General features: G+C 36.6%; 28 protein-coding genes and 1 riboswitch. Of the genes, 10 read left to right on the top strand and 18 right to left on the bottom strand.

Annotated elements, in window-relative coordinates:
• The coding region (locus WBG45_RS01580; RefSeq protein ID WP_424412042.1) for an MFS transporter at positions 1-704 on the bottom strand (704 nt) is incomplete at its 3' end.
• 119 nt (positions 705-823) lie between these two features.
• Between WBG45_RS01580 and WBG45_RS01575 the strand changes: the two genes are divergently transcribed.
• Entirely contained in the window at positions 824-2,068 is a 1,245-nt protein-coding gene (locus tag WBG45_RS01575) for a helix-turn-helix domain-containing protein (RefSeq protein WP_424412041.1), read from the top strand.
• On the opposite strand, the gene WBG45_RS01570 is transcribed toward WBG45_RS01575, so the two are convergent.
• Entirely contained in the window at positions 2,060-3,637 is a 1,578-nt protein-coding gene (locus tag WBG45_RS01570; protein WP_424412040.1) for a GNAT family N-acetyltransferase, read from the bottom strand. The genes WBG45_RS01575 and WBG45_RS01570 overlap by 9 nt on opposite strands.
• Before the next feature lie 590 nt (positions 3,638-4,227).
• Here WBG45_RS01570 and cls point away from each other — a divergent pair.
• The 5 genes from cls (at position 4,228) to queF (ending at position 8,320) form a co-directional block, all read left to right on the top strand.
• Positions 4,228-5,679 (top strand): cardiolipin synthase, encoded by a 1,452-nt coding sequence (cls, locus tag WBG45_RS01565; protein ID WP_424412039.1) that lies wholly within the window; start codon positions 4,228-4,230, stop codon positions 5,677-5,679.
• A gap of 135 nt (positions 5,680-5,814) precedes the next feature.
• Positions 5,815-5,858: riboswitch (PreQ1 riboswitch) on the top strand.
• Between the two features lie 147 nt (positions 5,859-6,005).
• On the top strand, positions 6,006-6,674 hold the full coding sequence (queC, locus tag WBG45_RS01560) for a 7-cyano-7-deazaguanine synthase QueC (RefSeq protein ID WP_424412038.1): 669 nt from the start codon (positions 6,006-6,008) through the stop codon (positions 6,672-6,674).
• Complete coding sequence (gene queD, locus WBG45_RS01555) at positions 6,671-7,096, top strand: 6-carboxytetrahydropterin synthase QueD (protein ID WP_424412037.1); 426 nt, start codon at positions 6,671-6,673, stop codon at positions 7,094-7,096. Before queC ends, queD begins: the two co-directional genes overlap by 4 nt.
• Positions 7,093-7,800 (top strand): 7-carboxy-7-deazaguanine synthase QueE, encoded by a 708-nt coding sequence (queE, locus tag WBG45_RS01550; RefSeq protein WP_424412036.1) that lies wholly within the window; start codon positions 7,093-7,095, stop codon positions 7,798-7,800. Before queD ends, queE begins: the two co-directional genes overlap by 4 nt.
• Positions 7,801-7,816: 16 nt before the next feature.
• A complete protein-coding gene (queF, locus tag WBG45_RS01545; RefSeq protein WP_424412035.1) occupies positions 7,817-8,320 on the top strand; it encodes a preQ(1) synthase in 504 nt (167 codons plus the stop codon).
• A 326-nt stretch (positions 8,321-8,646) separates the two neighbouring features.
• Here the strand turns inward: queF and WBG45_RS01540 are convergent, their stop codons facing one another.
• Together WBG45_RS01540 and WBG45_RS01535 are read right to left on the bottom strand one after the other, a co-directional pair.
• Complete coding sequence (locus tag WBG45_RS01540) at positions 8,647-9,456, bottom strand: LysM peptidoglycan-binding domain-containing protein (protein ID WP_424412034.1); 810 nt, start codon at positions 9,454-9,456, stop codon at positions 8,647-8,649.
• Between the two features lie 130 nt (positions 9,457-9,586).
• Positions 9,587-10,444 carry a M15 family metallopeptidase gene (locus WBG45_RS01535; protein ID WP_424412033.1) on the bottom strand — a complete coding sequence of 286 codons (858 nt, stop codon included), beginning with the start codon at positions 10,442-10,444 and terminating at the stop codon, positions 9,587-9,589.
• Between the two features lie 336 nt (positions 10,445-10,780).
• Between WBG45_RS01535 and WBG45_RS01530 the strand changes: the two genes are divergently transcribed.
• Positions 10,781-11,722: an MFS transporter gene (locus WBG45_RS01530; RefSeq protein ID WP_424412032.1), complete on the top strand. Its 942-nt coding sequence runs from the start codon at positions 10,781-10,783 to the stop codon at positions 11,720-11,722.
• A gap of 219 nt (positions 11,723-11,941) precedes the next feature.
• Here the strand turns inward: WBG45_RS01530 and WBG45_RS01525 are convergent, their stop codons facing one another.
• The 5 genes from WBG45_RS01525 to WBG45_RS01505 form a co-directional block, all read right to left on the bottom strand.
• A complete protein-coding gene (locus tag WBG45_RS01525; protein WP_424412031.1) occupies positions 11,942-12,484 on the bottom strand; it encodes a superoxide dismutase family protein in 543 nt (180 codons plus the stop codon).
• Between the two features lie 65 nt (positions 12,485-12,549).
• Positions 12,550-12,795, bottom strand: a complete 246-nt coding sequence (locus WBG45_RS01520; protein WP_424412030.1) for a hypothetical protein — start codon at positions 12,793-12,795, stop codon at positions 12,550-12,552.
• Between the two features lie 56 nt (positions 12,796-12,851).
• Complete coding sequence (gene yidC, locus WBG45_RS01515; protein ID WP_424412029.1) at positions 12,852-13,655, bottom strand: membrane protein insertase YidC; 804 nt, start codon at positions 13,653-13,655, stop codon at positions 12,852-12,854.
• Between the two features lie 97 nt (positions 13,656-13,752).
• Complete coding sequence (locus tag WBG45_RS01510; RefSeq protein ID WP_424412028.1) at positions 13,753-14,535, bottom strand: helix-turn-helix transcriptional regulator; 783 nt, start codon at positions 14,533-14,535, stop codon at positions 13,753-13,755.
• A 186-nt stretch (positions 14,536-14,721) separates the two neighbouring features.
• Entirely contained in the window at positions 14,722-15,618 is an 897-nt protein-coding gene (locus tag WBG45_RS01505; RefSeq protein WP_424412027.1) for a diacylglycerol/lipid kinase family protein, read from the bottom strand.
• Positions 15,619-15,699: 81 nt separating this feature from the next.
• Between WBG45_RS01505 and WBG45_RS01500 the strand changes: the two genes are divergently transcribed.
• Positions 15,700-16,350: a LytTR family DNA-binding domain-containing protein gene (locus tag WBG45_RS01500; protein WP_424412026.1), complete on the top strand. Its 651-nt coding sequence runs from the start codon at positions 15,700-15,702 to the stop codon at positions 16,348-16,350.
• A 160-nt stretch (positions 16,351-16,510) separates the two neighbouring features.
• On the opposite strand, the gene WBG45_RS01495 is transcribed toward WBG45_RS01500, so the two are convergent.
• Entirely contained in the window at positions 16,511-16,837 is a 327-nt protein-coding gene (locus WBG45_RS01495) for a hypothetical protein (protein ID WP_424412025.1), read from the bottom strand.
• Between the two features lie 100 nt (positions 16,838-16,937).
• Entirely contained in the window at positions 16,938-17,381 is a 444-nt protein-coding gene (locus WBG45_RS01490) for a GNAT family N-acetyltransferase (RefSeq protein WP_424412024.1), read from the bottom strand.
• 95 nt (positions 17,382-17,476) lie between these two features.
• Between WBG45_RS01490 and WBG45_RS01485 the strand changes: the two genes are divergently transcribed.
• Positions 17,477-17,971 (top strand): GNAT family N-acetyltransferase, encoded by a 495-nt coding sequence (locus WBG45_RS01485; RefSeq protein WP_424412023.1) that lies wholly within the window; start codon positions 17,477-17,479, stop codon positions 17,969-17,971.
• A 19-nt stretch (positions 17,972-17,990) separates the two neighbouring features.
• Here WBG45_RS01485 and WBG45_RS01480 read toward each other — a convergent pair whose 3' ends face one another.
• The 6 genes from WBG45_RS01480 to mntR all read right to left on the bottom strand — a co-directional run bounded on the left by WBG45_RS01480 (position 17,991) and on the right by mntR (position 22,582).
• Positions 17,991-18,491, bottom strand: a complete 501-nt coding sequence (locus WBG45_RS01480) for a DUF4064 domain-containing protein (protein ID WP_424412022.1) — start codon at positions 18,489-18,491, stop codon at positions 17,991-17,993.
• 326 nt (positions 18,492-18,817) lie between these two features.
• Positions 18,818-19,099, bottom strand: a complete 282-nt coding sequence (locus WBG45_RS01475; protein WP_424412021.1) for a GNAT family N-acetyltransferase — start codon at positions 19,097-19,099, stop codon at positions 18,818-18,820.
• A gap of 34 nt (positions 19,100-19,133) precedes the next feature.
• Positions 19,134-20,102 (bottom strand): ring-cleaving dioxygenase, encoded by a 969-nt coding sequence (locus WBG45_RS01470; RefSeq protein ID WP_424412020.1) that lies wholly within the window; start codon positions 20,100-20,102, stop codon positions 19,134-19,136.
• Positions 20,103-20,222: 120 nt separating this feature from the next.
• Positions 20,223-21,119: a DUF1002 domain-containing protein gene (locus tag WBG45_RS01465; RefSeq protein WP_424412019.1), complete on the bottom strand. Its 897-nt coding sequence runs from the start codon at positions 21,117-21,119 to the stop codon at positions 20,223-20,225.
• Positions 21,120-21,271: 152 nt separating this feature from the next.
• Positions 21,272-22,138, bottom strand: coding sequence for a CvfB family protein (locus WBG45_RS01460; protein WP_424412018.1), 867 nt, complete (start codon positions 22,136-22,138; stop codon positions 21,272-21,274).
• A 21-nt stretch (positions 22,139-22,159) separates the two neighbouring features.
• The gene (gene mntR / locus WBG45_RS01455; RefSeq protein ID WP_024536757.1) at positions 22,160-22,582 is read right to left on the bottom strand and encodes a transcriptional regulator MntR; all 423 of its coding nucleotides are present in this window, start codon (positions 22,580-22,582) and stop codon (positions 22,160-22,162) included.
• Positions 22,583-22,823: 241 nt separating this feature from the next.
• Between mntR and WBG45_RS01450 the strand changes: the two genes are divergently transcribed.
• Positions 22,824-22,979: a lmo0937 family membrane protein gene (locus WBG45_RS01450; protein ID WP_155979689.1), complete on the top strand. Its 156-nt coding sequence runs from the start codon at positions 22,824-22,826 to the stop codon at positions 22,977-22,979.
• Between the two features lie 36 nt (positions 22,980-23,015).
• Here WBG45_RS01450 and WBG45_RS01445 read toward each other — a convergent pair.
• On the bottom strand, positions 23,016-23,258 hold a 243-nt coding region (locus WBG45_RS01445; protein WP_424412017.1), incomplete at its 5' end, for a GNAT family N-acetyltransferase.

The raw sequence follows: 23,258 nt of genomic DNA, 5'->3' as shown, positions 1-23,258 counted from the left end.
GCTACCCATACGATAACGATCAAAATGCGATGTTGTTTTACATAGGTAATGCCCGCTTTCATATTTTGAAGCATTGTTTCTTTCTTTTCTGTTACTTCTTCGGTTATTCTTGTCGAAAATAATTTAAAATCCATTGTAGCTTCAAGAATAACAGCAATGATATAACTTGCCATATTAATGATTAGAAACATGTCAATGGAAACAAGACCGAACAATAGTCCACCTACTGCAGGTCCTCCAATTGCAGCAAGTGACATGGACATTTGATTAAACGACATCGCTTTTTGAATTCGTTCAGAATCCACTAAGTTTGCTATAGAAGAACTAAACGTCACTCCTGAAAATAGTGATGTAATCGACAGGACAATTTCTGTTAGATAAATCGCAATAAGAGAAAGACCGATAGTTAAACTTACCGCTAGCAAGCCTGCAACTGCCAACACGCTGCATATTTGAGCAACGATAATAATGGTCTTTTTTGAATACTTATCTGCAGCGTAGCCCGCAAACGGTGCTAAAATTACTCTAGGTAAAATACTACAAATTAGAACGATCGCGAAACTGGTTGCAGAACCTGTTACTGATAAAATGTAAAAACTAATCCCGAACGTAAAAACACTTACCCCAAATGTTGAAATCAATTTACTAATAGTGAACGTCCACAAATGATAGGTGGCTTTCCTTAACTTCATAGCCTCTTCCATACAAAAACCCCTTTTGTTTTGAAAAGTTTAATTTAATTAAACAAATAATAACATGCTGACACTTCCCTTGCAAGGGAAAGTTTAATATAATTAAACTAATTAGAAATGGAGCGTTATATATGGATACAATCGGATTACGAATTAGACAACTACGAAAAGAACAAAAGCTAACGTTGGAGGCTTTAGCCGGTAATAAGCTGACAAAGGGCATGCTCAGTTTAATCGAAAATGGCAAAGCACAACCTTCCATGGAAAGCTTAACTTATATAGCTCAGCAATTAGGAGTGGAATCATCGGAATTAATGGAAGATGTCAGTCCAACAGAGAAAAGAACTGTGTTAGAAAAAGCGGAGAAACTTTTTAAAGTGGGGTTCTCTGATTTAACGGATGAACATGAACAAATCGTAGAATTAATCAAACCAATTGCAGATAAATTGACTCTTAGTTATGAGTCAGCGAGATTGCTCGACATATTTAGTCGATCTGCACATCATTTAAAACATGAGGACTGGGAAATTCACTATAATCGTGCGATGAAAATGTATGAGCAATTACATTTATATAATCAAAGTGCGTCTCTTGTACTCTTTAAAGGCATGATCCAGTTCAATACTCATAACTACGAGGAAGCACTGGCCATTATTATGCAAGAACATGCTCGTTTTGATTCTCCATTTGATGCCATGACAACGATTGAATATCTATATTGTGAATCATTATTATTTTCTGCTGTAGGAAATTACGAACAGGCACAAATTAAAATGGAGGAAGCTTTAAAGTTTTCGAAAGAAGAACGCATCTTTTACCGAATTGATGATTTGTATCGATTGGCTTGTTTCCAGGCAATGATTAATGGAAATGAGGAAGATCGATCTTATTATTTAATGAAGGTTAAGCAATACGGAGAGTTTGCGGAAAATAAGTTTTCTATAGCGGTTGCTGAATATTTAGAAGCACATTTTCACAACTCATATACGCACGACTATCTCAAAGCCAATGATCATATCGAGCGGTTTCTGGAACTGGGAAATGAATTTTCTGGTAAAACGCTTATGAAGGACAATAATCACTATCTTCTCGAAAAAGGAAAGGCTTTATATGGGCTAGGTCAAGTCAAAGAAGCTTTACCACTTCTTATAAGATACCAAATACCGACCTATTTGCATCATCCTTACGATTTATCAACAGCTTATGAAATTTATTCCTACCGTGCTCTCTGCTTTGCTCAACTCGGAGATCAGGAGAAAGCGCTGAATGAAGCTAAAATTGGATATGACCTAATTATCAAATTGCCAGACATCCCTTATAAGAAGTTTATAGTTCAAACCTATATAGATTTGAAAAAAAGCAGTGACTCACTTTGAGTTCACTGCTTTTTCGTATGTGACATAATTACTTAACCATAAGCGAAATTTTTCAAATGACTCTTCAAACTCAGGCTGTATAAGTGACAGTTGAACCCAATGTCTTTCTTTCAAATAAGCACTTTGATCATGTAAATCAAATCCAGAAAGTCTAGCATCTTTCGCCATATGTTTATTTATTTCAGGTACTTTTAACGTGACAATCATAGGGTAACTTTGCTTGGTTAAAAATTCAAACTCTCCATTTTGTTCGGCAAGTAAAAGCTTGTCATACCGGTCATTTAATACGTTATATCTGGCATTGTTATCATATGCTTTTAATGCGATTTCTAGACTTTCCAGCAACTGAGAGGAATACGTATAGGGTAGTGCCCCATTGGCATAGCAACCTAAATCCAGATACATCGGAATCGAAGGAGATACGTCGATGTAATGATTTGAAAAAACCATAGCGATACCCGTCATCGTGCCGATTGCTTTTCCACTGACACCACTTGCTAAGTACACGCTTTTTAACTTAAGTGGAACTGAACCAATAGAGCTCACACAATCCATGCACACATGAATATTTAATTCATTACCAAGTCGTATTATGGGGTCCGCATCATTCAGCATACCCGTTGACGTTTCCCCGTGCGCTAGTAAAACCCAGCCATACTTGCCTGATCTCATTTGGCGCTCCACATCAGAAATTATAAAGGGTTTGCCCCACTCTACTTCTATTGTTTCAAAAGCCAAGCCCCATTTTAAGGATTGGTTTTTCAGACGTTCGCCAAACGCACCATTAATTAAAACCAAGCCTTTGGAGTCGAGCCGACTAATTTGAGCAATCATCGCCTCGTTAGCAAGCGTCCCGCTTCCAGAAAGCAAATGTACATGAGACGCTTCTGTCATATTGATCAACTGACTTTGGACTCGTTTGAAACGTTCGGTGAATTCATATGAACGATGTGAAATAGGAGACCGTTGAAATGATTTTTTCAGGTCTGCCGTTAATTCATTCGGACCTGGGTAAAAGGTATGTCGTTTATGTTGGAAACGAGCTGCTACCGACTGTTCATAATCCTGCTTCGTCAAATACATCGGTACAAAAGCTGCTTCTTTGGTTCCAACAGGTTCTGCAAAAGCTTTAAATCCAAGTTGCCCATACAATTTCAATTCACGAACAGTTCCTGATATGACAGCAGCCCCATACCCTTTCTCGTAAGCATAGTCTGCGAAAGCACGAGCCAACATGAAAAACACACGTCCATTGCGATGTTCTTTGCGAACAGACAGCAACCGTATTTCACATAACTCTCCATTTAACGCTTCCTCAGGTAAAGACTCTTCTACTAAACCAATCTTGTGGTCGAGCGAAAACGGCCGTTGATCACGAAGCGCAATCATCCCAACGAGTTCTTGGTTTTTCAAGACAATAATATATGTATTTTCATGATGAAATGCATCCACTCGTTTTCCGCTAGGATGCTGTTCATGTTGTGGTATTTCTTCTACGAACGTATCATAATTTAGTTTGGCAATGGCCTCAAATTCTTTTTCAGCACGAGCGATTTTACACCAATACATACCAAGCACCTTCTAGTTTTATAATATAGAACGTATAAATTAATCCTAAGTTCTATTTTCTCACATATTAGATTAAACCCCTATAAAAATTACGTTGCACTCGGATGGAGCGGGAGATTTTTAGAGCTAGGTAGTTTCTATGAGCGGTTTTGTGTCGTCTATCGGCGGATTCGTGTCGGCTATCGGCGGATATGTGCCATCTATGAGCGGGTCCGTGTCGACTATGGGCGAATACGTGTCGGCTATAAGCGGATTCAAATTTTTATTCGCTTTTTCTGGTCGACAATTAGAATTTCAGCCTCTATCTCTTCCCCCGTCTGGTCACAAACGAAGGCAAATCCTAGACTTGTTTAAATTCAACCTTCATTGGATAAATAGTACTTAGTCATATTTAACCATTCATTATACTTTTCAACATTTACGGTTTACTTTTATGCCCACACCTTGTCGAGTAAAATTTGTTACGCCTCGTCAAAGCGAATAATTTCTTGAACTTCTCACAAATCACTTATTTTTCAACAGTCTTTCTCATACTGCTATCTTTAAGTTATACTAAATTTAATTCAAATTCGTTTATAAGGGGGGACTATATGGCTTCCAATTTAATTAGCATCGGGATTACCGCCATTATCACACTTAATATATTTCTAGCCATTGTGTTAATTTTCCTTGAACGAAGAGATGCCTCTTCTACGTGGGCATGGTTAATGGTATTATTTTTTATTCCGGTTATGGGATTCCTACTTTATTTAATGTTAGGAAGACAATTACGCAAGAAACATTTGTTTCGTTGGGAAGGTCGAAGCAGAATTGGTATTGATAACTTAATTGATTATCAAATAGATGCTATAGAAGACGGAACATTTGAATTCCGATTGGAAGACACCCATGCATTTAAAGATATGATTTATATGCAGTTACGTAACAATCATGCTGTGTTGACTCAAGACAATGCGCTGACCATTTATAATGACGGAGAAAAAAAATTCGCAGCTTTATTGGATGATTTGGAACTGGCAAAAGATCATATCCATATCCAGTATTATATTTTCCGTTTAGATGGACTTGGTTCTCGTATTTATGACATGCTTATTCGAAAAGCAAAACAAGGTGTTAAAGTTCGACTACTATTTGACGATATGGGTTCGCGCAGTCTTCGAAAAAGACATTTCAAGAAACTGATGGATTTAGGTGGAGAAGTGGAAGCATTCTTTCCTTCGATTATGCCTCTTGTGAATCCCAGATTAAATTATAGGAATCACCGTAAAATCGTGGTAATTGATGGGCGTGTTGGTTATATCGGTGGATTTAATGTGGGAGATGAATACTTAGGGTTAGATCGCAAATTCGGTTACTGGCGTGATACACATTTAAGAATAGAGGGTAGTGCTCTTCATCCTCTTCAAACACGATTTATTTTAGACTGGAACCAAGCATCGAATCAAGATATTGAATACTCAGATCGTTATTTCCCTGCAATCCCGTTAAAAGGATCTGTTGGCTTACAAATTGTTTCAAGTGGACCTGACTCAGAGTGGGAACAGATTAAAAATGGTTACTTAAAGTTAATAACCATGGCCAAAAAATATATTTACATTCAAACTCCCTACTTCATTCCAGATGCGAGCTTTATGGACTCTCTGCGCATCGCGTGCTTATCGGGAATTGACGTACGTATCATGATTCCAAATAAACCTGATCACATGTTTGTTTATTGGGCTACTTATTCATATGTTGGTAACTTGATTAAAGCAGGTGCAAGAGTGTACATCTATGATAATGGCTTCTTGCATACTAAGATGATTGTAGTTGACGATGAAGCTTCAACTGTTGGTACAGCCAATATTGACGTACGTAGTTTTAAATTGAATTTCGAAGTAAATGCTTTTATCTACGATCGAGAAACTTCTCATCAATTAGCTGAGTTGTTTGAGCAAGATATGTTGCTATCGACAGAGCTCACATGGGAATTATACGAACAACGAACACGCATAATTAAGATGAAAGAGTCTTTTTCGAGACTTTTATCTCCAATTCTCTAATAGTCACTTACTAAGCATGAAGAGATTTTCCTCTTCATGCTTTTTTGTATGTGGAATCGCTTGGTTTCGGCAACTGTGAGCAGCATCTTATATGAAGTCGAAGTGAAATATGCTATTATTTACGATGTACCAAAATAAGAAGAGGTTCGCAAACTCCCTCTATAAAAAACTAAGGTGAAAACTGTCATGTTTATACAGTTTTTTTGTGCTTTTTGAAGCCTCAATTCAGTTAGGTATACAAGTACACCATGCATACTATGTTAAAAGTTACTGAATCACCTAAATAGAGATGTCGAATATTCATTCTTCAAAAGGAGAAATGAGCAATGAAAAAAGGAAAAGCAGTTGTCGTATTTAGTGGCGGCCAGGACAGTACGACTTGTCTGTTATGGGCTTTAACAAAATACGAAGAAATATTTACCGTCACTTTTGATTATGGACAACGACATATTGAAGAAATTACTTGTGCAAAAGAAATCGCGCAAGAGTTAAACGTTCCATTTAAAGTGTTAGATATGACGTTAATCAATCAGCTATCAGCAAATGCCTTAACAAGAAGTGATATCGCTGTAACGGACGCAACAGATGGTAATTTGCCGTCAACGTTTGTGCCAGGACGGAATCATTTATTCCTATCGTTTGCTGCTGTTTATGCACAGTCCATTGGTGCACGAGATATTATCACAGGCGTTTGTGAAACTGATTTTAGTGGATACCCAGATTGCCGCGATGTATTTGTCAAAGCTCTTAATGTTTCTATTAATTTAGCTATGGATACGTCCCTTCAATTCCAGACACCATTAATGTGGTTGGACAAAGCAGAGACATGGAAACTTGCCGATGATTTAGGGGCATTGGAATTTGTTCGTACGCGCACATTAACTTGTTATGAAGGGATTCGTGGAGACGGCTGTGGCACATGTCCATCATGTGTATTACGTCAAAATGGATTAACCACTTACCTTGAGCAAAAACAAGGAAGTGTAGAGAAATGATCCAACAATTTTATCCACAAACACCCCACTCTTATCGATTCGAATTAAATAAAGATATGCATTTGTCTGCAGCACATTTCATTCCACATGACGATGCTGGCAATTGCCAAAATATGCACGGCCATACGTATTTCATAAACATAACTATTGCTGGTAATCAGTTAGATGAAATGGGTTTTCTTATTGATTTTAAGGTAATTAAAAGTCTCGTTCACAAAAGATATGACCATACGGTTCTTAACGACCATCCAGAATTTAAACAAAAATTTCCTACCACTGAACAAGTAGCACAGGAAATTTGGATGACCATACACAATAAATTGAAGACACTTACACATCAACCAAGATGTTTACAAGTAGTCGTTCGTGAAACTCCAACGAGTTATGTTGTATATCGTCCTGAAGCTGAGGAACTCCTATGAAGATACCTGTGATGGAAATATTCGGACCCACCATACAAGGTGAAGGAATGGTCATCGGACAAAAGACGATGTTTGTTCGTACTGGAGGCTGTGACTATTCATGTTCATGGTGCGACTCTAAGTTCACTTGGGATGGTACAGGGAAAAGTACAGCCATGAAAGCTGATGAAATCATAAGCTCATTAAAAGAAATTGGTGGCGAGGCTTTTTCTCATATCACGATTTCAGGCGGTAACCCTGCTCTTCATAAAGGGTTAGGAGAATTAATCAATCAATGTCATGAGCAAGGATGGAAAGTAGCGATAGAGACTCAAGGGTCTTTTTGGCAAGATTGGCTCCTTGATATTGACGATGTCACGATTTCTCCAAAACCACCGAGTTCATTAATGAAAACAGATTTCAATAAACTGGATTTATTTATGCAAAATCTTGAAAATTCCAATGTCAGTTTAAAGGTCGTAATATTCGATGAAGAAGATTTTGGCTATGCCGAGATGATTCATACACGTTATCCTAAAGTTCCATTCTTCTTGCAGGTTGGAAACGATGACGTGTTAACAATCGATGACCAAGCATTGGTTTCGACACTATTGAAACGCTTTGAATGGTTAATTGATTGTTCAATGAAGTCGACAATAATGAACGATGCGAAAGTACTCCCTCAATTACATGCTTTGATTTGGGGAAATAAACGCGGTGTTTAACAAGGAGGAACTAACGATGAGTGGACGTCAAAAAGAAGAGTTACAAGAACAAGGAATCAATTTACTAGGCAATCAAAACTTTCAATATGATTTCTCATATAATCCAGGTGTTTTGGAGTCTTTCGAAAACAAACATCCTTATCGCGACTACTTTGTGAAATTCAATTGCCCTGAATTTACTTCACTATGTCCGATTACGAGTCAGCCTGATTTCGCTACGATTTATATTAGCTATATTCCTGATATTCAAATGGTCGAAAGTAAATCGCTTAAGTTATATTTATTTAGCTTTAGAAACCATGGAGATTTCCATGAAGATTGTATGAATATCATTCTAAATGATTTAGTTAAATTAATGGATCCTCGCTACATTGAGGTGTGGGGCAAATTTACACCACGTGGTGGGATTAGTATAGATCCTTATACAAACTACGGAAAACCAGGTACGAAATATGAAGAGATGGCTGCACATCGTCTGATGAATCATGATATGTATCCGGAAACGATTGATAATCGATAAATCTGGAGCTTCTCCATAAAAAAGACACTCATTGCGAGTGTCTTTTTTTGTATGAAAATTGATTAGACAAAGCGAACTCGTTCTTAATTCAAAACCTCGGAACTGCTGTCTTTCTTGGGAGGAATGATGTCCTTCTTAAAGAGAATGGGCAGAAACGTTATATAACTGGTCGCAAAACTAATTTAACTGGGCGGAAATGTTATAAAGTTGGGCGGAAAACCACTTGGATTAGTCGAAAAAGTTACTTAGTTGGTCATAAACCACAGGACTTGTCAAAAACTTCGAAGTTGTCACTCTAATAAACTTATACTTTTTTCGGGACCTATCTATTCAAACCTTACCTTTACTCTCACCAAATCTTGAATGCTACCATCATTCGCACTCCGTGTATAAACTCTTAATTCACCGGTAGGAGTAGATGACTCAACGTCAAATTGAAGATTAGTAGAGAATTCAGCGTATTCTGGTCCACCTGCTCGTGCCGTGATGCTTTTTTCATTGGAAACTAGATTTCCTTGTGCATCAACAATGCTATAAAGTACATTCGCTTCAAAAGCCCTTGCCATTCCTTGCATGAAGCTTCCCTCTTGAATCGCTTCACCAGGCAAAGGACGTAATACTAAAATGTTTTGAGAAGCCGGTAGAGGTAAAAGCAAAAGATACCCTATATATAAGACATCAGGTGAAAAGCCGGCTCTTCGCTCATTTGCTTTAACTATCTTATCCATAGACAATCCGGTTTGAGATGAAATACGTGATAATGAGTCTCCAGCTGTCACTTCGTATACAAATGCCGGTACACAAATCACTTGGTTTGTAGAAATAAAATCGGGATTTGCTATCTGTGAGTTAATTCCAAATAACAGGTCTGTAGAAACAGAAAAACGTTGAGCTATGGAGAATAAAGTGTCCATAGAAGCAACTGTATAATACACTTCGTATTCAAAACCGAATCTTTCTCCAGGTATAACAAGTAGCTGACCAGGAAAAATTAATCCAGGATCTGTAAAAGGTGGATATAATGAATTGGCTCTCTCAATAGCAGATACTGAGCTGTCAAAACGACTAGATATGCTGTATAAGGTATCTCCTGGTTGAACTGTATAAACATAATTAGTGCTTTCAATAACAGCCATGTAAGGGCTCCTTTTTTCCCATCATATACAACATAGTGCAAAGGGGTTCCTCGCAATTGAGCTGACAGAGTTTAGTTATTGAAAATGTTCTAGTGCATAGAAAAAGAAGAGGCACGGAGCCTCTTCTTTTTTATAAATCCAAATATTCTTCCAAAGTTTGTTTATGCGTAAACATATCCGTTGCCGGTTCAACTCCGACATAACGGAAATGCCATGATTCATGCATGTAGCCAGTAACTTCTTCTTTTCCTAATGGATAGCGCAGGATAAAACCATATAAATGAGCATTTTGTGCAACCCACTCACCAGCAGGTGTTTCGCCAAATGTTGCAGCGGCCCAGTGCTGTTCAAAGTTTTTCTCTCCGATATCGAAGGCTAAACCCGTTTGATGCTCAGAGTAGCCCGGACGTGCACTATATTGATCTGCAGCTTGCTCTCCATCTTTTTCAACATATTGATTATATAAGACCTCTTGTCTTTCAAATGAGCGAAATGTACTAAATGCAACGAGCTCAAACCCATCCAATTTTGCTGCTGCAGCCATTTCATTAAACGCTGACCGTGCGATTATATCTTCGCCTTTATTATAATCAACAGGCAGTGGATGTTGTTTATTGGCAATAATAAGTCCATTTTTTGTAGTTGGGACTTTAGGATATTTTTGGTTAGGCTCATACATATTATTTGCTGGTTTTTCTACTGGTGGCTTTGGACTTTCTTTTGGCTCATCAGGTGTTTGATTTTTTTCGGGCTCTTCAGAAGGATCACCACCAACATCTTGCAGTTCTTCTTGAGAATCAGCGATTTGCCTTGGTTCAGCTGTTTTTTGCTCTAAATTAAGTGCAGCTAAACTCTTATCGAGATTCCAATTGTGAATCCCTATCCAAATCACTGGTACAATGATGAGAATACTTCCTATAATTACTGTAACCACAATTGGCCACTTCTTTTTTTTATTAGAATTAAAACGTAATTTACTAGATTGCATGAGAAGCCTTCTTTCATATTTCGTAGATTAAGTTTACCATTAAAATCTTTGAAAATGGCATGCATTATTATTTTTCCGCTATAATATATTAGACTTTTAAAATGGATCTGAGGTTTCACTTATGATAAATTCTCAAAAATGGTTATCTATTAACTTTGCAGCTTTCTTTTTTACTTGGGGTGTTTTCCTCCCTTACTGGACCGGCTGGCTAACCAATGAAAAGGGCTTATCCGTACTCCATGCGAGTATTATAATGGGTGCTGGAATGGTAGCACGTGCCATTTCTACTTTTGTTTTTTCCCAGTTGCTACTAAATTACTCTCGATTCGTAGAGTGATGACTTGGACAGCCTTTGCGTCGTTACTTATCATGACGTTATATATTTTTGTAGACACATTTATTCCGTTGCTCATTATCACAATCGTATTTAGTTTAGTTTATCCGAATTTACTTCCTGCTATGGAGAGTAGTGCGTCTGTTTTAATTCAAACCGAACGAATTCATTACGGAAAAAGTCGTTCGTTTGGATCGATTGGTTATACGGTAGGACTTTTGTTAATAGGCGCCGTCACAGCTATATGGAATGAACAAGCGATTTTGTGGGTTATGTTGATCGGCCTTGCCTTAGTGTGGTATTTCCATACCCGCCCTGCTCCACCTTCGCTAACAATCCAACCGGAGATACGGGAAAGCAAGAATAAAAAATCAGAAGTTAAGCGATTAATCACTTCAAAACCTTTCGTTACTGTATTAACGCTATCCATATTGTTACAAGGTGCCCACGCTTCTTATTATAATTATGGATTCATTTATTTACAGGATCTTGGCGTCAATAGCCTCTATATCGGCTTGGTATTAATTGTTGCTGTTCTTCTAGAGATTTTATTTTTTGCTCGTGCTGATCTTTACTTTAGTAAAACCAAAGTATCAACCATGTACTTAATAGCGGCTAGTGGTTCAACCTTGCGTTGGTTATTAATTTTCCTTTTCCCAACTGTTTGGGTATTTGTTATTTCACAGCTACTTCATGCTGTTTCATTTGGTGTAGCCCACTATGCTTTTATTCAATTCATATCTAAGCGACTATCACAAAATGAAATTCCTACAGCACAAGGAATGTACGCTTCCTTAGCGATGGGTTTAAGTACAGCCATTTTAACTTTCATTGGTGGTTATTTATATGAAATCAGTCCAGGGATTGCATTCTTAGGTATGACCGTATGTACGATTCCATCAATTTTCATTGTACTATTTACACGAAAAAAATTCTCATACTAAGGACCTATTTTTATAGATACGGTCAGAAAATACGAATTTAACTCGAATAGTATAGTAAGAAAATCGAGACAGGAGTGTTAAGACAATGCGTAGAATCTCAAAATTTGACGTGCTCCTATTAATGCAACAATTAGATGAGCTATTAGACAATCATAAAGACGATAATAACAAAGAAAATAAACAGAAAAACGCACGTAACCGATAATGGTTACGTGCGTTTTATTTCATTATGATTCCACAAGCTATACGATCTCCCGAATTCCCTGATGGGTCTGTAACATAATCATCTGCTTTCTCATGGATAATTAATGCACTGCCATCTTCATCAAGAAGGGATTTCGCCGATCCTTTTTCTAGCGTCACATTCGGAGTAGTGATTTCTAAATCCACTTCGCCTTTTTTATTTACTTTCAAGTTTGGCAGATCCCCTGCATGATAGCCTTTAGGGTTATCAAAGCCGTGTTGTTTTTTTGCAGGGTTCACATGACCACCTGCTGTTGTAAACTGAGGTGGATCGCACTTTCCTACTTCATGAAAATGAATGGCTTTTTCTCCAGGCTCTAACCCTTTTAGTTGTAACCTAATTCTTACTCCGGTATCTGTTTCTGTTAATTCCGCTGCCCCAATACCATTCCCTGTTGAATCCACAATAGTAGTTACAAGCGTATGCTCAATCGCCCCACTAACAGGCATCAATTCTTTTTGTTGGTTGCAGCCTGATACTAGTAGAACTAATACTAAAACAAACATCCATTTTTTCATAAAAAAAACCTCCATACAAATGATCTCTCATTAGCATGATGGCTTAAAATTGGTCTTTTATACATTTAAAACACAATTATTCCTAATATAACGATGAACGCAACTGAAAAGAAAATGGACATACCTTTCATCCATTTTGCTTCGCGCTCAAAGCCTTTTTCTTTAAAGCTGACAGCTCGAAAACCATTAGTTAATGCAAATAATGCCGTCATAAACAATACAGCTACATATAAATTTCCTTTGATAATAAAAATTAACGCTGCGATACTTACTGCTGAGATTAATAGTCCAGCAACCCAATTTCGTTTCATAGCAGTCACTCACTCCTAAAAAAAAGTCGATGCTTACATGCACCGACTTTAACATATTATTCTTTATCTTTTTCTTTTCCTTCTACTACTACGTCTGTTCCTTCTAGTGCTTTTTCTGGATGGTTTGAATAAAACTTACGTCCTAGATACGTTTGGAAGATTAATAGTAATCCACCAACTGTCCAATAAAGTGGTAGTGCAGACATTGATGTAAAGGAAACGAACATAATCATTATTGGCGAAATATACACAAACATCTTCATTTGTTGCTTTTGTTGCTCGGGTACGGTCCATAATGATACTTTGGCTTGTAAGAAATAGACAGCACCAGCAATCAACGTCATGATTACATCTGGTGATCCAAGACTATACCATAAAAACTGGTGGCTCTTCACATCTGGTGAGTACAGAATGGCAAAGTAAAGACCCATAATGATTGGCATTTGAACAATCATTGGTAAACATCCCATGTTTAATGGATTAACATTATGTTTACGATACAGTCCCATCATTTCTTGCTGCAACTGAGTTTGTTCTGCTTTATCTTTAGTTGCTTTAATTTTCTTTTGGATTTCATCCATTTCCGGCTTCATTGCATCCATCTTTATTTTCATGCCTTGCTGATTCTTATAGTTACGAAGCATTAATGGCATTAAAACAAGTCGAATTAAAATTGTAATTGCAATTATAGCTAAACCGAAACTCCCGTTGAAAAAATCTCCAAAAAAGTTAAGTAAAAAGTCGAACGGTTTTACAAAAATACTGTAAAAGTATCCTTCTTTATTTTCAACACCAGAACATCCACTTAAAACTACAGTGGCCATAACAAGCATTGACAGTAATCCAATTTTCTTCTTCACTAGTTTCACCTTCATCTTTTAAGCTATAGAAAAGTATACCTTATTTACCTATCACATTTCAAACCATAGAAAAAAGAGTCGTTAAATTACGACTCTTCTAAATCGATGTTGGTAACGCAAATCTATAGTAGTCATGGTCTTTCTGATCACGGAATTGTTTTGGTGTCACTTCTGTGTACTTTTTAAAGATGCGAGTAAAATAACTCTGATTACAGAAATGATACTGTTGAGAAATGTCCGAAATCGTTTTGTTAGTATGACGTAAATAGTATTGTGACTCTTCTACACGTCGAACATTTAAATACTCAACTAGAGTAATACCTACATTTTCACGGAAAATGCGTGATAAATGGCTTGTGCTAACATTAAACTGTTTCGCGATATCTTCAACAGATAGTTCAGATTCAACTTCATCATTTATAAATAAAATGACCTTGTTAACTGTTTGATGACTAAATGTCGGTTGTTTTCTTTCTGAAATTACTGATACAAAAAAATCAATTAAATCATCCGCAAATTGCAAGAATTCAGCATCATTCATATGAGAATCAACCATATCAACACAAGCAGCATTGAAAGCAAATGCTTTTTTAGCGGGCACTTGATTTTCATATAACTTTCTCGCCATAATTGAAGACAAAACATTAAAGTAATGTTTTACTCCGCGAATCGTGTGTTTTCCTGCTCGTAAAGAAATTCGATCGATTAAAAGATGCAACGTCTTTTTAGCTTCTTCTATCTCTAAATGGTGAATTTCATACAACAGTTTTGTTTCCAAATCAAAGAAATCTTCAACACCATTCAACTGGGAAGCTATCTCAATTTCTTTCAAATATTTTTTTGATATAGATTCACTTCCGGTTAGTTGATTTACCTGCATAAAACTCACCATCCTTCTATTCAATACGCATATGCGTATTTTACCATTTTCTAAATGAAAATAAATCTTTTTCTATGAAAATAGATACATTACTCCTTCAAATTAATGACACTATTTACTTTTTACAGGTATTTGTTCATAAATAACCGACAAAATACTACAAGTTTCTTATAAAGAATACAATAATTACTGCATTTCACCAATTGGGACTAATACCTCAATGTGCTTTTTCAGTATTTGAATTGCTATAGGAGTAGAACACCCTTCATCTCCATCTAAATTACAGGTCATTTCTTTCGATGTTTCAATCCGTACTTTTTCTGTTTTAATCACAACTACATCTGGATCCTCTTCAAGCTTGCCACGTAGAATAGCTGATGCCATCCGAACAAAGGCTGGTAGACCTTTACTTTTCACAATAAAGACATGGAGGAATCCGTCATCTGTTTGTGCATCCGGAGCCAGTTTTTCGAATCCACCTACTGAGTTCGTTAATGCCACTAATACGATTACAGCATTTCCACTCCAAGTGCCATGGTCATGCTCAACAGTAACTTCTGTTTCATCTTCAGAAGTTAATGCTTTAACACCTTCGATTAAATAGGCTAATGTGCCAAGTTTAGTTTTTTGTTCTACAGAGACATTTGAAACATTTTCTGCTACTTGACCAACGGCTAAAATGTTCATAAAGTATTGATCTTGCGCTTTGGCAATATCGGTAAACTTCGGTTGTGCTGTTTTTAGTCCTTCAATTGCCATTGCAGGATCTAAAGGAATGCCTAGTGCTCTTGCAAAATCATTTACAGTACCTAATGGAATAAAAGAGAAAAGAGGTCTGTGTTCTTGTTCTGCTAAACCATTCACTGCTTCGTTTATCGTCCCATCTCCACCCATGGCAGTGACAAGATCGTAATGTTCTGCACATGCTTGGCGAGCAAAGTCTGTCGCATCTCCTTCACCTTGAGTCTCTTTCACTTCTACTTCATAACCCATACTAGTTAAAGTTTCGATTGTCTGATCTTTAAAATCGCCTGCTAATTCTTTACCAGATGATGGATTTAATATAAACATGGCTTTTTTCAATTAAAATGCCTCCTCTGAATGAGTGATAAATATGGTAACATTAGAAAAAAGAGATAATTGTTTAAAGTGAGGAGGAATAAATTGGATACAAATTCAATACAAGAAATCATGAAAGTCATTCATGAATTTTTCCCTGAACATACTTCTATTGCTATTTCGAACACCAATGAATATGTATATTATCAACCTAGTAAGAAACTAGATTTAAAAATACAACCAGGTGACCCAATAAAAGAAGGCACCGCGACTTATAAAGCGCTTCTTTATGGTCAAAAAGTGAACGAATTTATAGACCCTGACATTTACGGTGTTTCATATTATGGAATGAGTATCCCCATTATTGAAGAAGGTGAAACAAAAGGTGCAGTTACTGCCATTCTCCCTCAACAACCCTCGCCATTTTTAAGTCAATATATGACCATAAAAACGGATGAAAACTGGTATCCAGTAAAACATAGTGAAGTTTTATTTTTAGAAACTCAGCTTCGTAAAACATTTGTAAAAACTTTGACAAGAGAAGGATATCATCGATTAAATTTAAGTGAATTAGAATTATTTCTTTCATCTGAATCCTTTATTCGATGTCATCGATCGTACATAGTAAATATTGCTTTTATCAAAGAGATACAACCTGACTCTCATTCAACCTTCTTACTTGAGATGAATGATGGAACAAGAATTCCAGTCAGTCAACGTTATGCTAGTTACTTCAGACGTTCTTTAGGTTTTTAATTCTAAGCACGACATTTAAAATATGTTCACTTCATTACTTCATTGCCCTAATTTAGGTCTTTCAAATCATTGATTTGTTACTTTCGTCTTTAATATTTCATTTAAAAGAAGCCTACGCTCGCGTTGAGCGTAGGCTTCTTTTAAAGTAAACTACTTACCTCTAATTCTCTATTACTGATGTTTCATCAACCTCGTTTTTAACAGCTTTTTTCGATTTATTCTGCACTTCTTCATTATAGTATTGGACACTAGTCATGGCGCCTTCATCTACCATCGTATTGTCATCAATATCATGTGGATCTGAATGACCAGCTTTCGTCATCCCCGCTTTATTGTTTTTTTGTGATTCAAGGTATGAGTTAACTTTAGTTTTCGTGTTATTGAAAGCTACCATAGCTTTATCGCGATTTTCTTGCTTACTAAAATATGCATAAGCACCTGCTGCCAATCCTGCTAATAATAATGAACGACTATTTCCTTTTGCCATTTTCATCATTCCTCCAGTACTTCTTATTTCTCTTGTTATAGTATGGTTACCCTATATGTCATTTTTCAACACATAATTATTGTGACAAAATGATTACAAATTAATGACTTCTCTTAAGCATGTCCACATGTGGAATCCCGTCTTCATCATATTCTTCAGAAATCTCTATAAAGCCAAAAGAACCATAAAAATGCTTGAGATGTGTTTGAGCTTGAAGTTGAATATCAGTATTCGGCCATTTTTCATGGCTAAATTCAATTGCTTTTTCCATCAATTGTTTAGCTAAACCCTGCCCTCTTGATTTTTGATCAACAATTACTCGACCAATTGATATTCGTTGATATTTAATTCCAGCAGGAAGAATTCGAGCGTATGCAAGGAGTTTATCATTTTCTACATAAGATAAATGGTAGGAATCTATGTCATACCCATCTATCTCAGGATATGGACAAGATTGTTCGACGATAAAAACATTTACTCTTAGTTGTAAGTATTTATAAAGTTCAATGGTTGTTAATTCATTAAAAGATTTGATCATCCACATTTTTTTCACTCCTTTTTATGGATATTATTTCACATGTATAGCAAACTAGCGAAATATTTGGTATGATGACGGAAAGAATTTTGAGGTGAGATGATTTGATACGAGCGATGAAACAAGACGATATTGCTGCGGTACAGCAAATCGCCAAAACAACTTGGAGTGATACATACGAAGGTATTATTCCAACAACAATTCAAAAATTATTTATTGAACGGTCTTATTCCAGTGCAATGATGATGAAACGTTTAGAAAAAACGGCCGTTTATGTCGCCCTTCATGAAGATAACATTGTTGGCTTTGCAAATTTCACTCGTGTCGATGAAGATGGAGATGCTGAACTTACAGCTATCTATATGTTACCTTCCCATCAACATTTGGGATATGGCAAACAGTTGTTAAGTGAAGGATTAAAGAACATTTCCAATGCAAATCAATTATTTGTTTACGTCGAAAGTGAAAATAAAAAAGGTAGAGCATTTTATGAACGAAATAATTTCACTTGTATTGAGGAATTCGATGAATTTTTTGAAGGACATCCTCTATCTACAGCAAAATATGTTTACTATCTAAAAACGCCTGTTAACAATTAACTTGTTAACAGGCGTTTTTTTATAATGGTTGATGAGGTGGATTCGTGTGTTCTACTTCATTGTTATAATATGGGTCTTGTTCATATTGCACTGGTGCTTTGCGAACGAAACACATAATTGCTGCAATATAGAATAATATCGGAGCTAGTAATAAAATACCTGATAAAAAGCCTGCAAAGATGAACAATATTCCTGCTGCTTTTGGACTTTTGTTTTTTGACACTTTCACTACTGCAATAATACTTAAAATCACACTGATTAGTAAAGTAACTACTAGAACCCAACCAACGATTCCAAAGACATCTAATATTACATCAAAAGCGTCATTAACCATCGCGATATCCTCGGGAGTCATTGTAGCATCTGCTGCCATTTGTTCTTCAAAAACTTGTTTTAACTCTACTGGATCGGCATTACCTACAGCTACAACTGAAAAAGTAACGATTACTAACAAAATCACATTTAAAATAGTTCCAATAACTCCTAAAGCAACTTCTCCTGCCCTACTCAAAACAATCACCTCTTCTATTTATCTTCTATAATATATACGAAACAAAACTAAAGTTGGTTTCATAATATCAATATTCCCTTCAAAAAATATGAATAAACCTGTTTAAACTTTTTAAGTGGGGGTACATATTTAGTAACAACAATTTGAGAGGAGTAGATGACGAGATGGAAAAGAAAATAGTATTTAGTCAATCAGATTTTATGTACACAATGGTAGGGGCTTCAGTGCTTACAGGATTTTTATTCGTATTTACACAAATGTGAGGATGAAGACAAATATGAGGAATTATACATAAAAGGCAATCCACTAAAATCAATTAGCGGATTGCCTTTTAATTATGCTTTAAGATCTTCATATTCTTCAGATTGATTAAATGCAGAGACGACATAAGAACAAACTGCTTCCATTTTATAACTTTTTTCACGAGCAAATTGTGCTGAGCGATCGAGTAACTGTTTGGCTACTCCTTTACCTCGAAGTTCTGGAGAAACAAATGTATGATCCATTACCATTACATCCCCAAGCATTGTCCATGTAATTTCCCCTAAAGTTTGACCATCCTTTTCATGTACAAATGCATACGCATCATGACCCAATTCTTTATACTGAAATTCCATTTCTCACCACTCCTTTTTGACAGTTTAGCATATCTCACTCTTTGAATGTTAATGGACGAAGTGATGCCTCAATTTGTTCACGACGAGGTTCTAAAAACGGTGGTAATGCGAGAGTTTCACCTAACGTATCCATCGACTCATCTGTTGCAAATCCAGGTTCATCCGTCGCTAATTCGTACAATATCCCATTCGGTTCTCGGAAATAAATTGATTTAAAGTAATAACGGTCGATTTTACCCGACGTCATGTATCCTCTTGCACGTAATAATTCTTCCCATTTGTCATAGTCCTCAAACGTTTTCACCCTAAACGCAACGTGATGAACACTACCACGACCTGGTCGTTCAAGTGGTAAATCAGGTCTTTCTTCAATATGCACTTCAGAAGCTGGACCACCCTCACCTGTAGAATACACAGTAATATCAGGCATTGCTGTAACATTTGAAGGATACGATCCTACTTTTTCAAATCCCAATACTTCAGTTAGAACTTGTCGAGTTTGTTGTGCCTTCCTAACTGTTAACGTGACATTTCCTAAACCAACTATTGTAAATTCTTCTGGAACACCCGATTTTGTCCAAGGAATACCATAGGGAACTCCTTTTCCATCATCTACTACTAACATGAGTCTTGAACCTTCAAAGTCTTCAAAATACATCGTTTTTCTACCAAAGCGTTCAACCACATCTTCAAAATGAACTTGATGTTGTGTAAAGCGCTCTTTCCAATAAGTCAAAGCAGCTTCACTTTTCACACGAAAAGCTGTATTACTAATACTTGAAGCTCCCGGGACAGTTTTGGCAGCACGCGGGATATCGAAATACGTCATATCCGTCCCAGGTGTACCTACTGCATCCGCGTAAAACAAATGATAGGATGAAGTATTATCTTGATTTACACTTTTTTTAACTAGCCTCAAGCCTAATATGCGCGTAAAGAAGTCATAGTTTTTCTCAGCATCCGCTGTGATAGCGGAAACGTGATGAATGCCTGCTAATTCCATGAAAATGCCTCCTTCAATATAATATCTCGAATTCGAGATATTTTTCTTTTAGTTTATCATCTGTATTATCATTACGCAATTTATGTGATTTTATGAAAAAAACCTCCATATGAGGAGGTTTTAGTTAAACAATGAACGTATAGAATCAATTAAGTTATTGAAAAAGTTTTTTACACTTTGCCAAAAACCTTCGTTATCAACGATATTACCAATTTTATCTTCTATGGTTTTGCTTAAATCATTTAATTGATCTGACCATTTACTAAAATCAATATCTAATTGACGAATTCGGTCCATTAAATCAATTAATAATTGTCGATCTTCAGGGCTTAACTCGATTTTTAAATTCGTTAATTGTTCTTGTACAATTTTTTCGACTTCTTCTTTAGTCGCTGGGTTTTTCTCAGCAATATCTTTTTTAATCTCAGTTAAGAGCTCACTTACTTTTGCTTCATCAATACCTGATTCATTCGCAAGTATAGTTGCCACTGACAGTTCTTCATTTGCCACATCTGTGCGTTCTTTGTCTAGTGTCTCTCCACTCACTTCATACGCTTTGTAAATTCCAACCAAAGCAGAATGCCCTGTTACTTTTTTGGGAGCTGCTACTTCTACTGTAGCGTCTTCAATTCCGGCTGTTAACATTGCATTTTCGTACATTTCAGCAGTTACTTGAGTAATATTATCTTCAGTAACGATATCGATTACTAAGCCTTTTCCAGCATCTTGGCGTGTAATTTTCGCAGATGAAAACATTCGGGCAGAGGCGTCGCCATCCTTAATATAATTTACTAAATCTTCACCAGTCACAGAAATTTCTTCAACTTCCGATTCGTTTGTTACTTCCAGACTATCTTTAACACTTTCTTTTTCAGATTCTGTTAAATCAGCTCCGTAGACAACAATCGGCACACCAAATTTCTCATTAATTCCTTCATCTGAAGCTAATGCACCTGACGGCAACAGTAATGAAGCTGCCAGTAAGAAAGCAACGAAACGTATACTATTCTTTTTCATAACCTGTTCTCCTCTCAAAATTACGTTTTCTCTTGAAATGTGGGTAATCTAATTATGGTTAGCATGTACTCACTCTTACTAATACGAAGAAAAGGTACAAAAAGTTTCGGTGAGCTTTAATCTCGCCTTTCTCTTTGTACCTCAAAAACAATTTAAAGGTTGGATTTGACTAATGTCCAACCATCTTTTTGCTCAATTTTTTTCTCTTTCATTAACTTTCCTAACGCCCGCTTGAATGAGGCTTTACTCAAGTTAAACATGTCATAAATTTCATCTGGAGAAGATTTATCAGTAAATGGCATCTTTCCACCCATATCTTGTAAGTAACGATATAAAGTTTCCGCATCATCCATTAATCTTTCTTCTTTACGCGGTAGCATAGAACCATTCAAAGATCCGTCTTCCTTGACTCCAATCACACGAATATTCACTTCTTCACCCAAACGGGGTTCAGCCATTTGTTCTGTATGGTGGACAAAGACACGGTATCCTTGAGGCACACTAATTAAGAATGATCCGATAGGCAATAGGCGGTATGCACGGGCCTTCAGGTTTTCATTCATTAGAGAAGTGGGTGCTTCCACGAATGTTTCAGCTACACGGTCTTCGGTTGCGAGGCGACCGAATAGGTCTCCATGAAAATCAGTTCTTAATGTCATGTATAAGTGATCTCCAGTTTTTGGCCAAAGCTCTTTTAATAATGGCAAGTCAGATGGTTTCACAATTACTTCACGTGCACTGCCGATATCGACAACGGCACCTTCTCGCTCGTCCATTTTAATCACTTTTGCCCAACCGTAAGTTCCTTTAGTGACATGTGGCAATGCAGAAGTTGCGCTCAAATTGCCACGACGATCTTTAAATAAAAACACTTTAATTGTATCGCCTTCTTGTACTCCTTCAGGTGCTTCAGATTCGTTGATTGGCACTTCAATTTCACCATTGGATAATATCCATTTAGAAGATTCTTGTGACTTTACTTGCAAGTCTACAATTTCTCCAGATACCATTTCGCTCATAACGGACACTCCTTTCGTTTTTTACTCTGATTGTTGCTGTTCTTTAAGTTCTTCTAATTTCCGAAGAAACTCTGGATTCTCTTCCAACGCTTGATTCAAGTCAGCAATCCGGTCAATTGAATTCCAGCTCAAGTGATGTTCGATTCCTTCTACATCTTCATATATTTTGTCTTCTTGTACGCCAATTAAACGCAAAAATTGTTCCAACAAATCATGACGCTGAACCAATCGTTTGCCCAATTTCAAACCTTTCGGTGTTAACATCAGACCTCGGTAACGTTCATATATCAAGTATCCATCTTTGTCGAGTTTTTGAACCATCTTTGTAACTGAAGAAGGAAGAACTGAAAGAGATTCTGCGATATCCGATACACGCGCATATCCTTTTTGCTCAATCAGCATATAGATTTGTTCGATATGATCTTCCATACTAGGTGTCGGCATCACTCTGTTCCTCTCTTTCCATAGCTTATATAAGTGTACTATAGTCGCTATCCGTTCTCAATCATAACGAAAAGCTGAAAGCGCCACTACTTCGACACAAGCGTTGAAAGGAAGAATTATACAGCTTGTTTCATAATAATTTTAAATTATTATCACAAATTTTTGTTCAGATGGTTTATGACTAAAATATCAAGGGTAACTTATTACTATCAAAGCCTAATTGCAGAGAGGATGAGCTTGAATGGGTAAAATGTTATGGATGATTATCGTCGTATTAATAGTTATTTGGTTACTAGGACTCGTACTTAAAATTGGCGGCGGTCTAATTCACTTACTTTTATTGATTGCAGGTATTATTTTAGTCGTACAATTAGTTACAGGAAAACGAAAACTGTAACAAAAGGGATGCCCGTGTATTACGGACATCCCTTTTTTATTTTATCTTTGCATAAACACAGGTATCACGAACATATTGCCCATCAGCCGAAAGCGAATCTTGTTTTAGTATGCCTTCTAACGTGAATTTTAATCTTTCCGCGACTGCTCGACTTCTTACATTATCAATATCGCAGCGAATCTCAACTCTTCTTACACCAAGATCTTCGAATGCAAACTCCGTTAAACGCTCTGCTGCTTCGGTCATATAGCCTTTTCCTTCAAAGCGACTGTCTAACCA

Origin of the sequence: Paenisporosarcina sp. (assembly GCF_049671445.1) — a bacterium.
GTDB lineage: Bacteria > Bacillota > Bacilli > Bacillales_A > Planococcaceae > Paenisporosarcina.
The sequence above is the reverse complement of the archived record's forward strand: the minus strand, read 5'-3'. Positions and strand labels throughout refer to the sequence as shown.

What these genes read in the sequence shown, in the direction of transcription:
- WBG45_RS01520 (WP_424412030.1), bottom strand. Translation starts at nt 12,795, where the DNA reads ATGAAACGAAATTGGGTTGCTGGACTATTAATCTCAGCAGTAAGTATC.
- mntR (WP_024536757.1), bottom strand. Translation starts at nt 22,582, where the DNA reads ATGCCGACACCTAGTATGGAAGATCATATCGAACAAATCTATATGCTG.
- WBG45_RS01465 (WP_424412019.1), bottom strand. Translation starts at nt 21,119, where the DNA reads ATGAAAAAGAATAGTATACGTTTCGTTGCTTTCTTACTGGCAGCTTCA.
- queD (WP_424412037.1), top strand. Translation starts at nt 6,671, where the DNA reads ATGATCCAACAATTTTATCCACAAACACCCCACTCTTATCGATTCGAA.
- queF (WP_424412035.1), top strand. Translation starts at nt 7,817, where the DNA reads ATGAGTGGACGTCAAAAAGAAGAGTTACAAGAACAAGGAATCAATTTA.
- WBG45_RS01535 (WP_424412033.1), bottom strand. Translation starts at nt 10,444, where the DNA reads ATGCAATCTAGTAAATTACGTTTTAATTCTAATAAAAAAAAGAAGTGG.
- WBG45_RS01510 (WP_424412028.1), bottom strand. Translation starts at nt 14,535, where the DNA reads ATGCAGGTAAATCAACTAACCGGAAGTGAATCTATATCAAAAAAATAT.
- WBG45_RS01450 (WP_155979689.1), top strand. Translation starts at nt 22,824, where the DNA reads ATGGGTAAAATGTTATGGATGATTATCGTCGTATTAATAGTTATTTGG.
- WBG45_RS01460 (WP_424412018.1), bottom strand. Translation starts at nt 22,138, where the DNA reads ATGAGCGAAATGGTATCTGGAGAAATTGTAGACTTGCAAGTAAAGTCA.
- WBG45_RS01495 (WP_424412025.1), bottom strand. Translation starts at nt 16,837, where the DNA reads ATGGCAAAAGGAAATAGTCGTTCATTATTATTAGCAGGATTGGCAGCA.
- WBG45_RS01490 (WP_424412024.1), bottom strand. Translation starts at nt 17,381, where the DNA reads ATGTGGATGATCAAATCTTTTAATGAATTAACAACCATTGAACTTTAT.
- queC (WP_424412038.1), top strand. Translation starts at nt 6,006, where the DNA reads ATGAAAAAAGGAAAAGCAGTTGTCGTATTTAGTGGCGGCCAGGACAGT.
- cls (WP_424412039.1), top strand. Translation starts at nt 4,228, where the DNA reads ATGGCTTCCAATTTAATTAGCATCGGGATTACCGCCATTATCACACTT.
- WBG45_RS01470 (WP_424412020.1), bottom strand. Translation starts at nt 20,102, where the DNA reads ATGGAATTAGCAGGCATTCATCACGTTTCCGCTATCACAGCGGATGCT.
- WBG45_RS01570 (WP_424412040.1), bottom strand. Translation starts at nt 3,637, where the DNA reads ATGTATTGGTGTAAAATCGCTCGTGCTGAAAAAGAATTTGAGGCCATT.
- WBG45_RS01575 (WP_424412041.1), top strand. Translation starts at nt 824, where the DNA reads ATGGATACAATCGGATTACGAATTAGACAACTACGAAAAGAACAAAAG.
- WBG45_RS01525 (WP_424412031.1), bottom strand. Translation starts at nt 12,484, where the DNA reads ATGAAAAAATGGATGTTTGTTTTAGTATTAGTTCTACTAGTATCAGGC.
- WBG45_RS01475 (WP_424412021.1), bottom strand. Translation starts at nt 19,099, where the DNA reads ATGGAATTTCAGTATAAAGAATTGGGTCATGATGCGTATGCATTTGTA.
- WBG45_RS01530 (WP_424412032.1), top strand. Translation starts at nt 10,781, where the DNA reads ATGACTTGGACAGCCTTTGCGTCGTTACTTATCATGACGTTATATATT.
- WBG45_RS01540 (WP_424412034.1), bottom strand. Translation starts at nt 9,456, where the DNA reads ATGGCTGTTATTGAAAGCACTAATTATGTTTATACAGTTCAACCAGGA.
- queE (WP_424412036.1), top strand. Translation starts at nt 7,093, where the DNA reads ATGAAGATACCTGTGATGGAAATATTCGGACCCACCATACAAGGTGAA.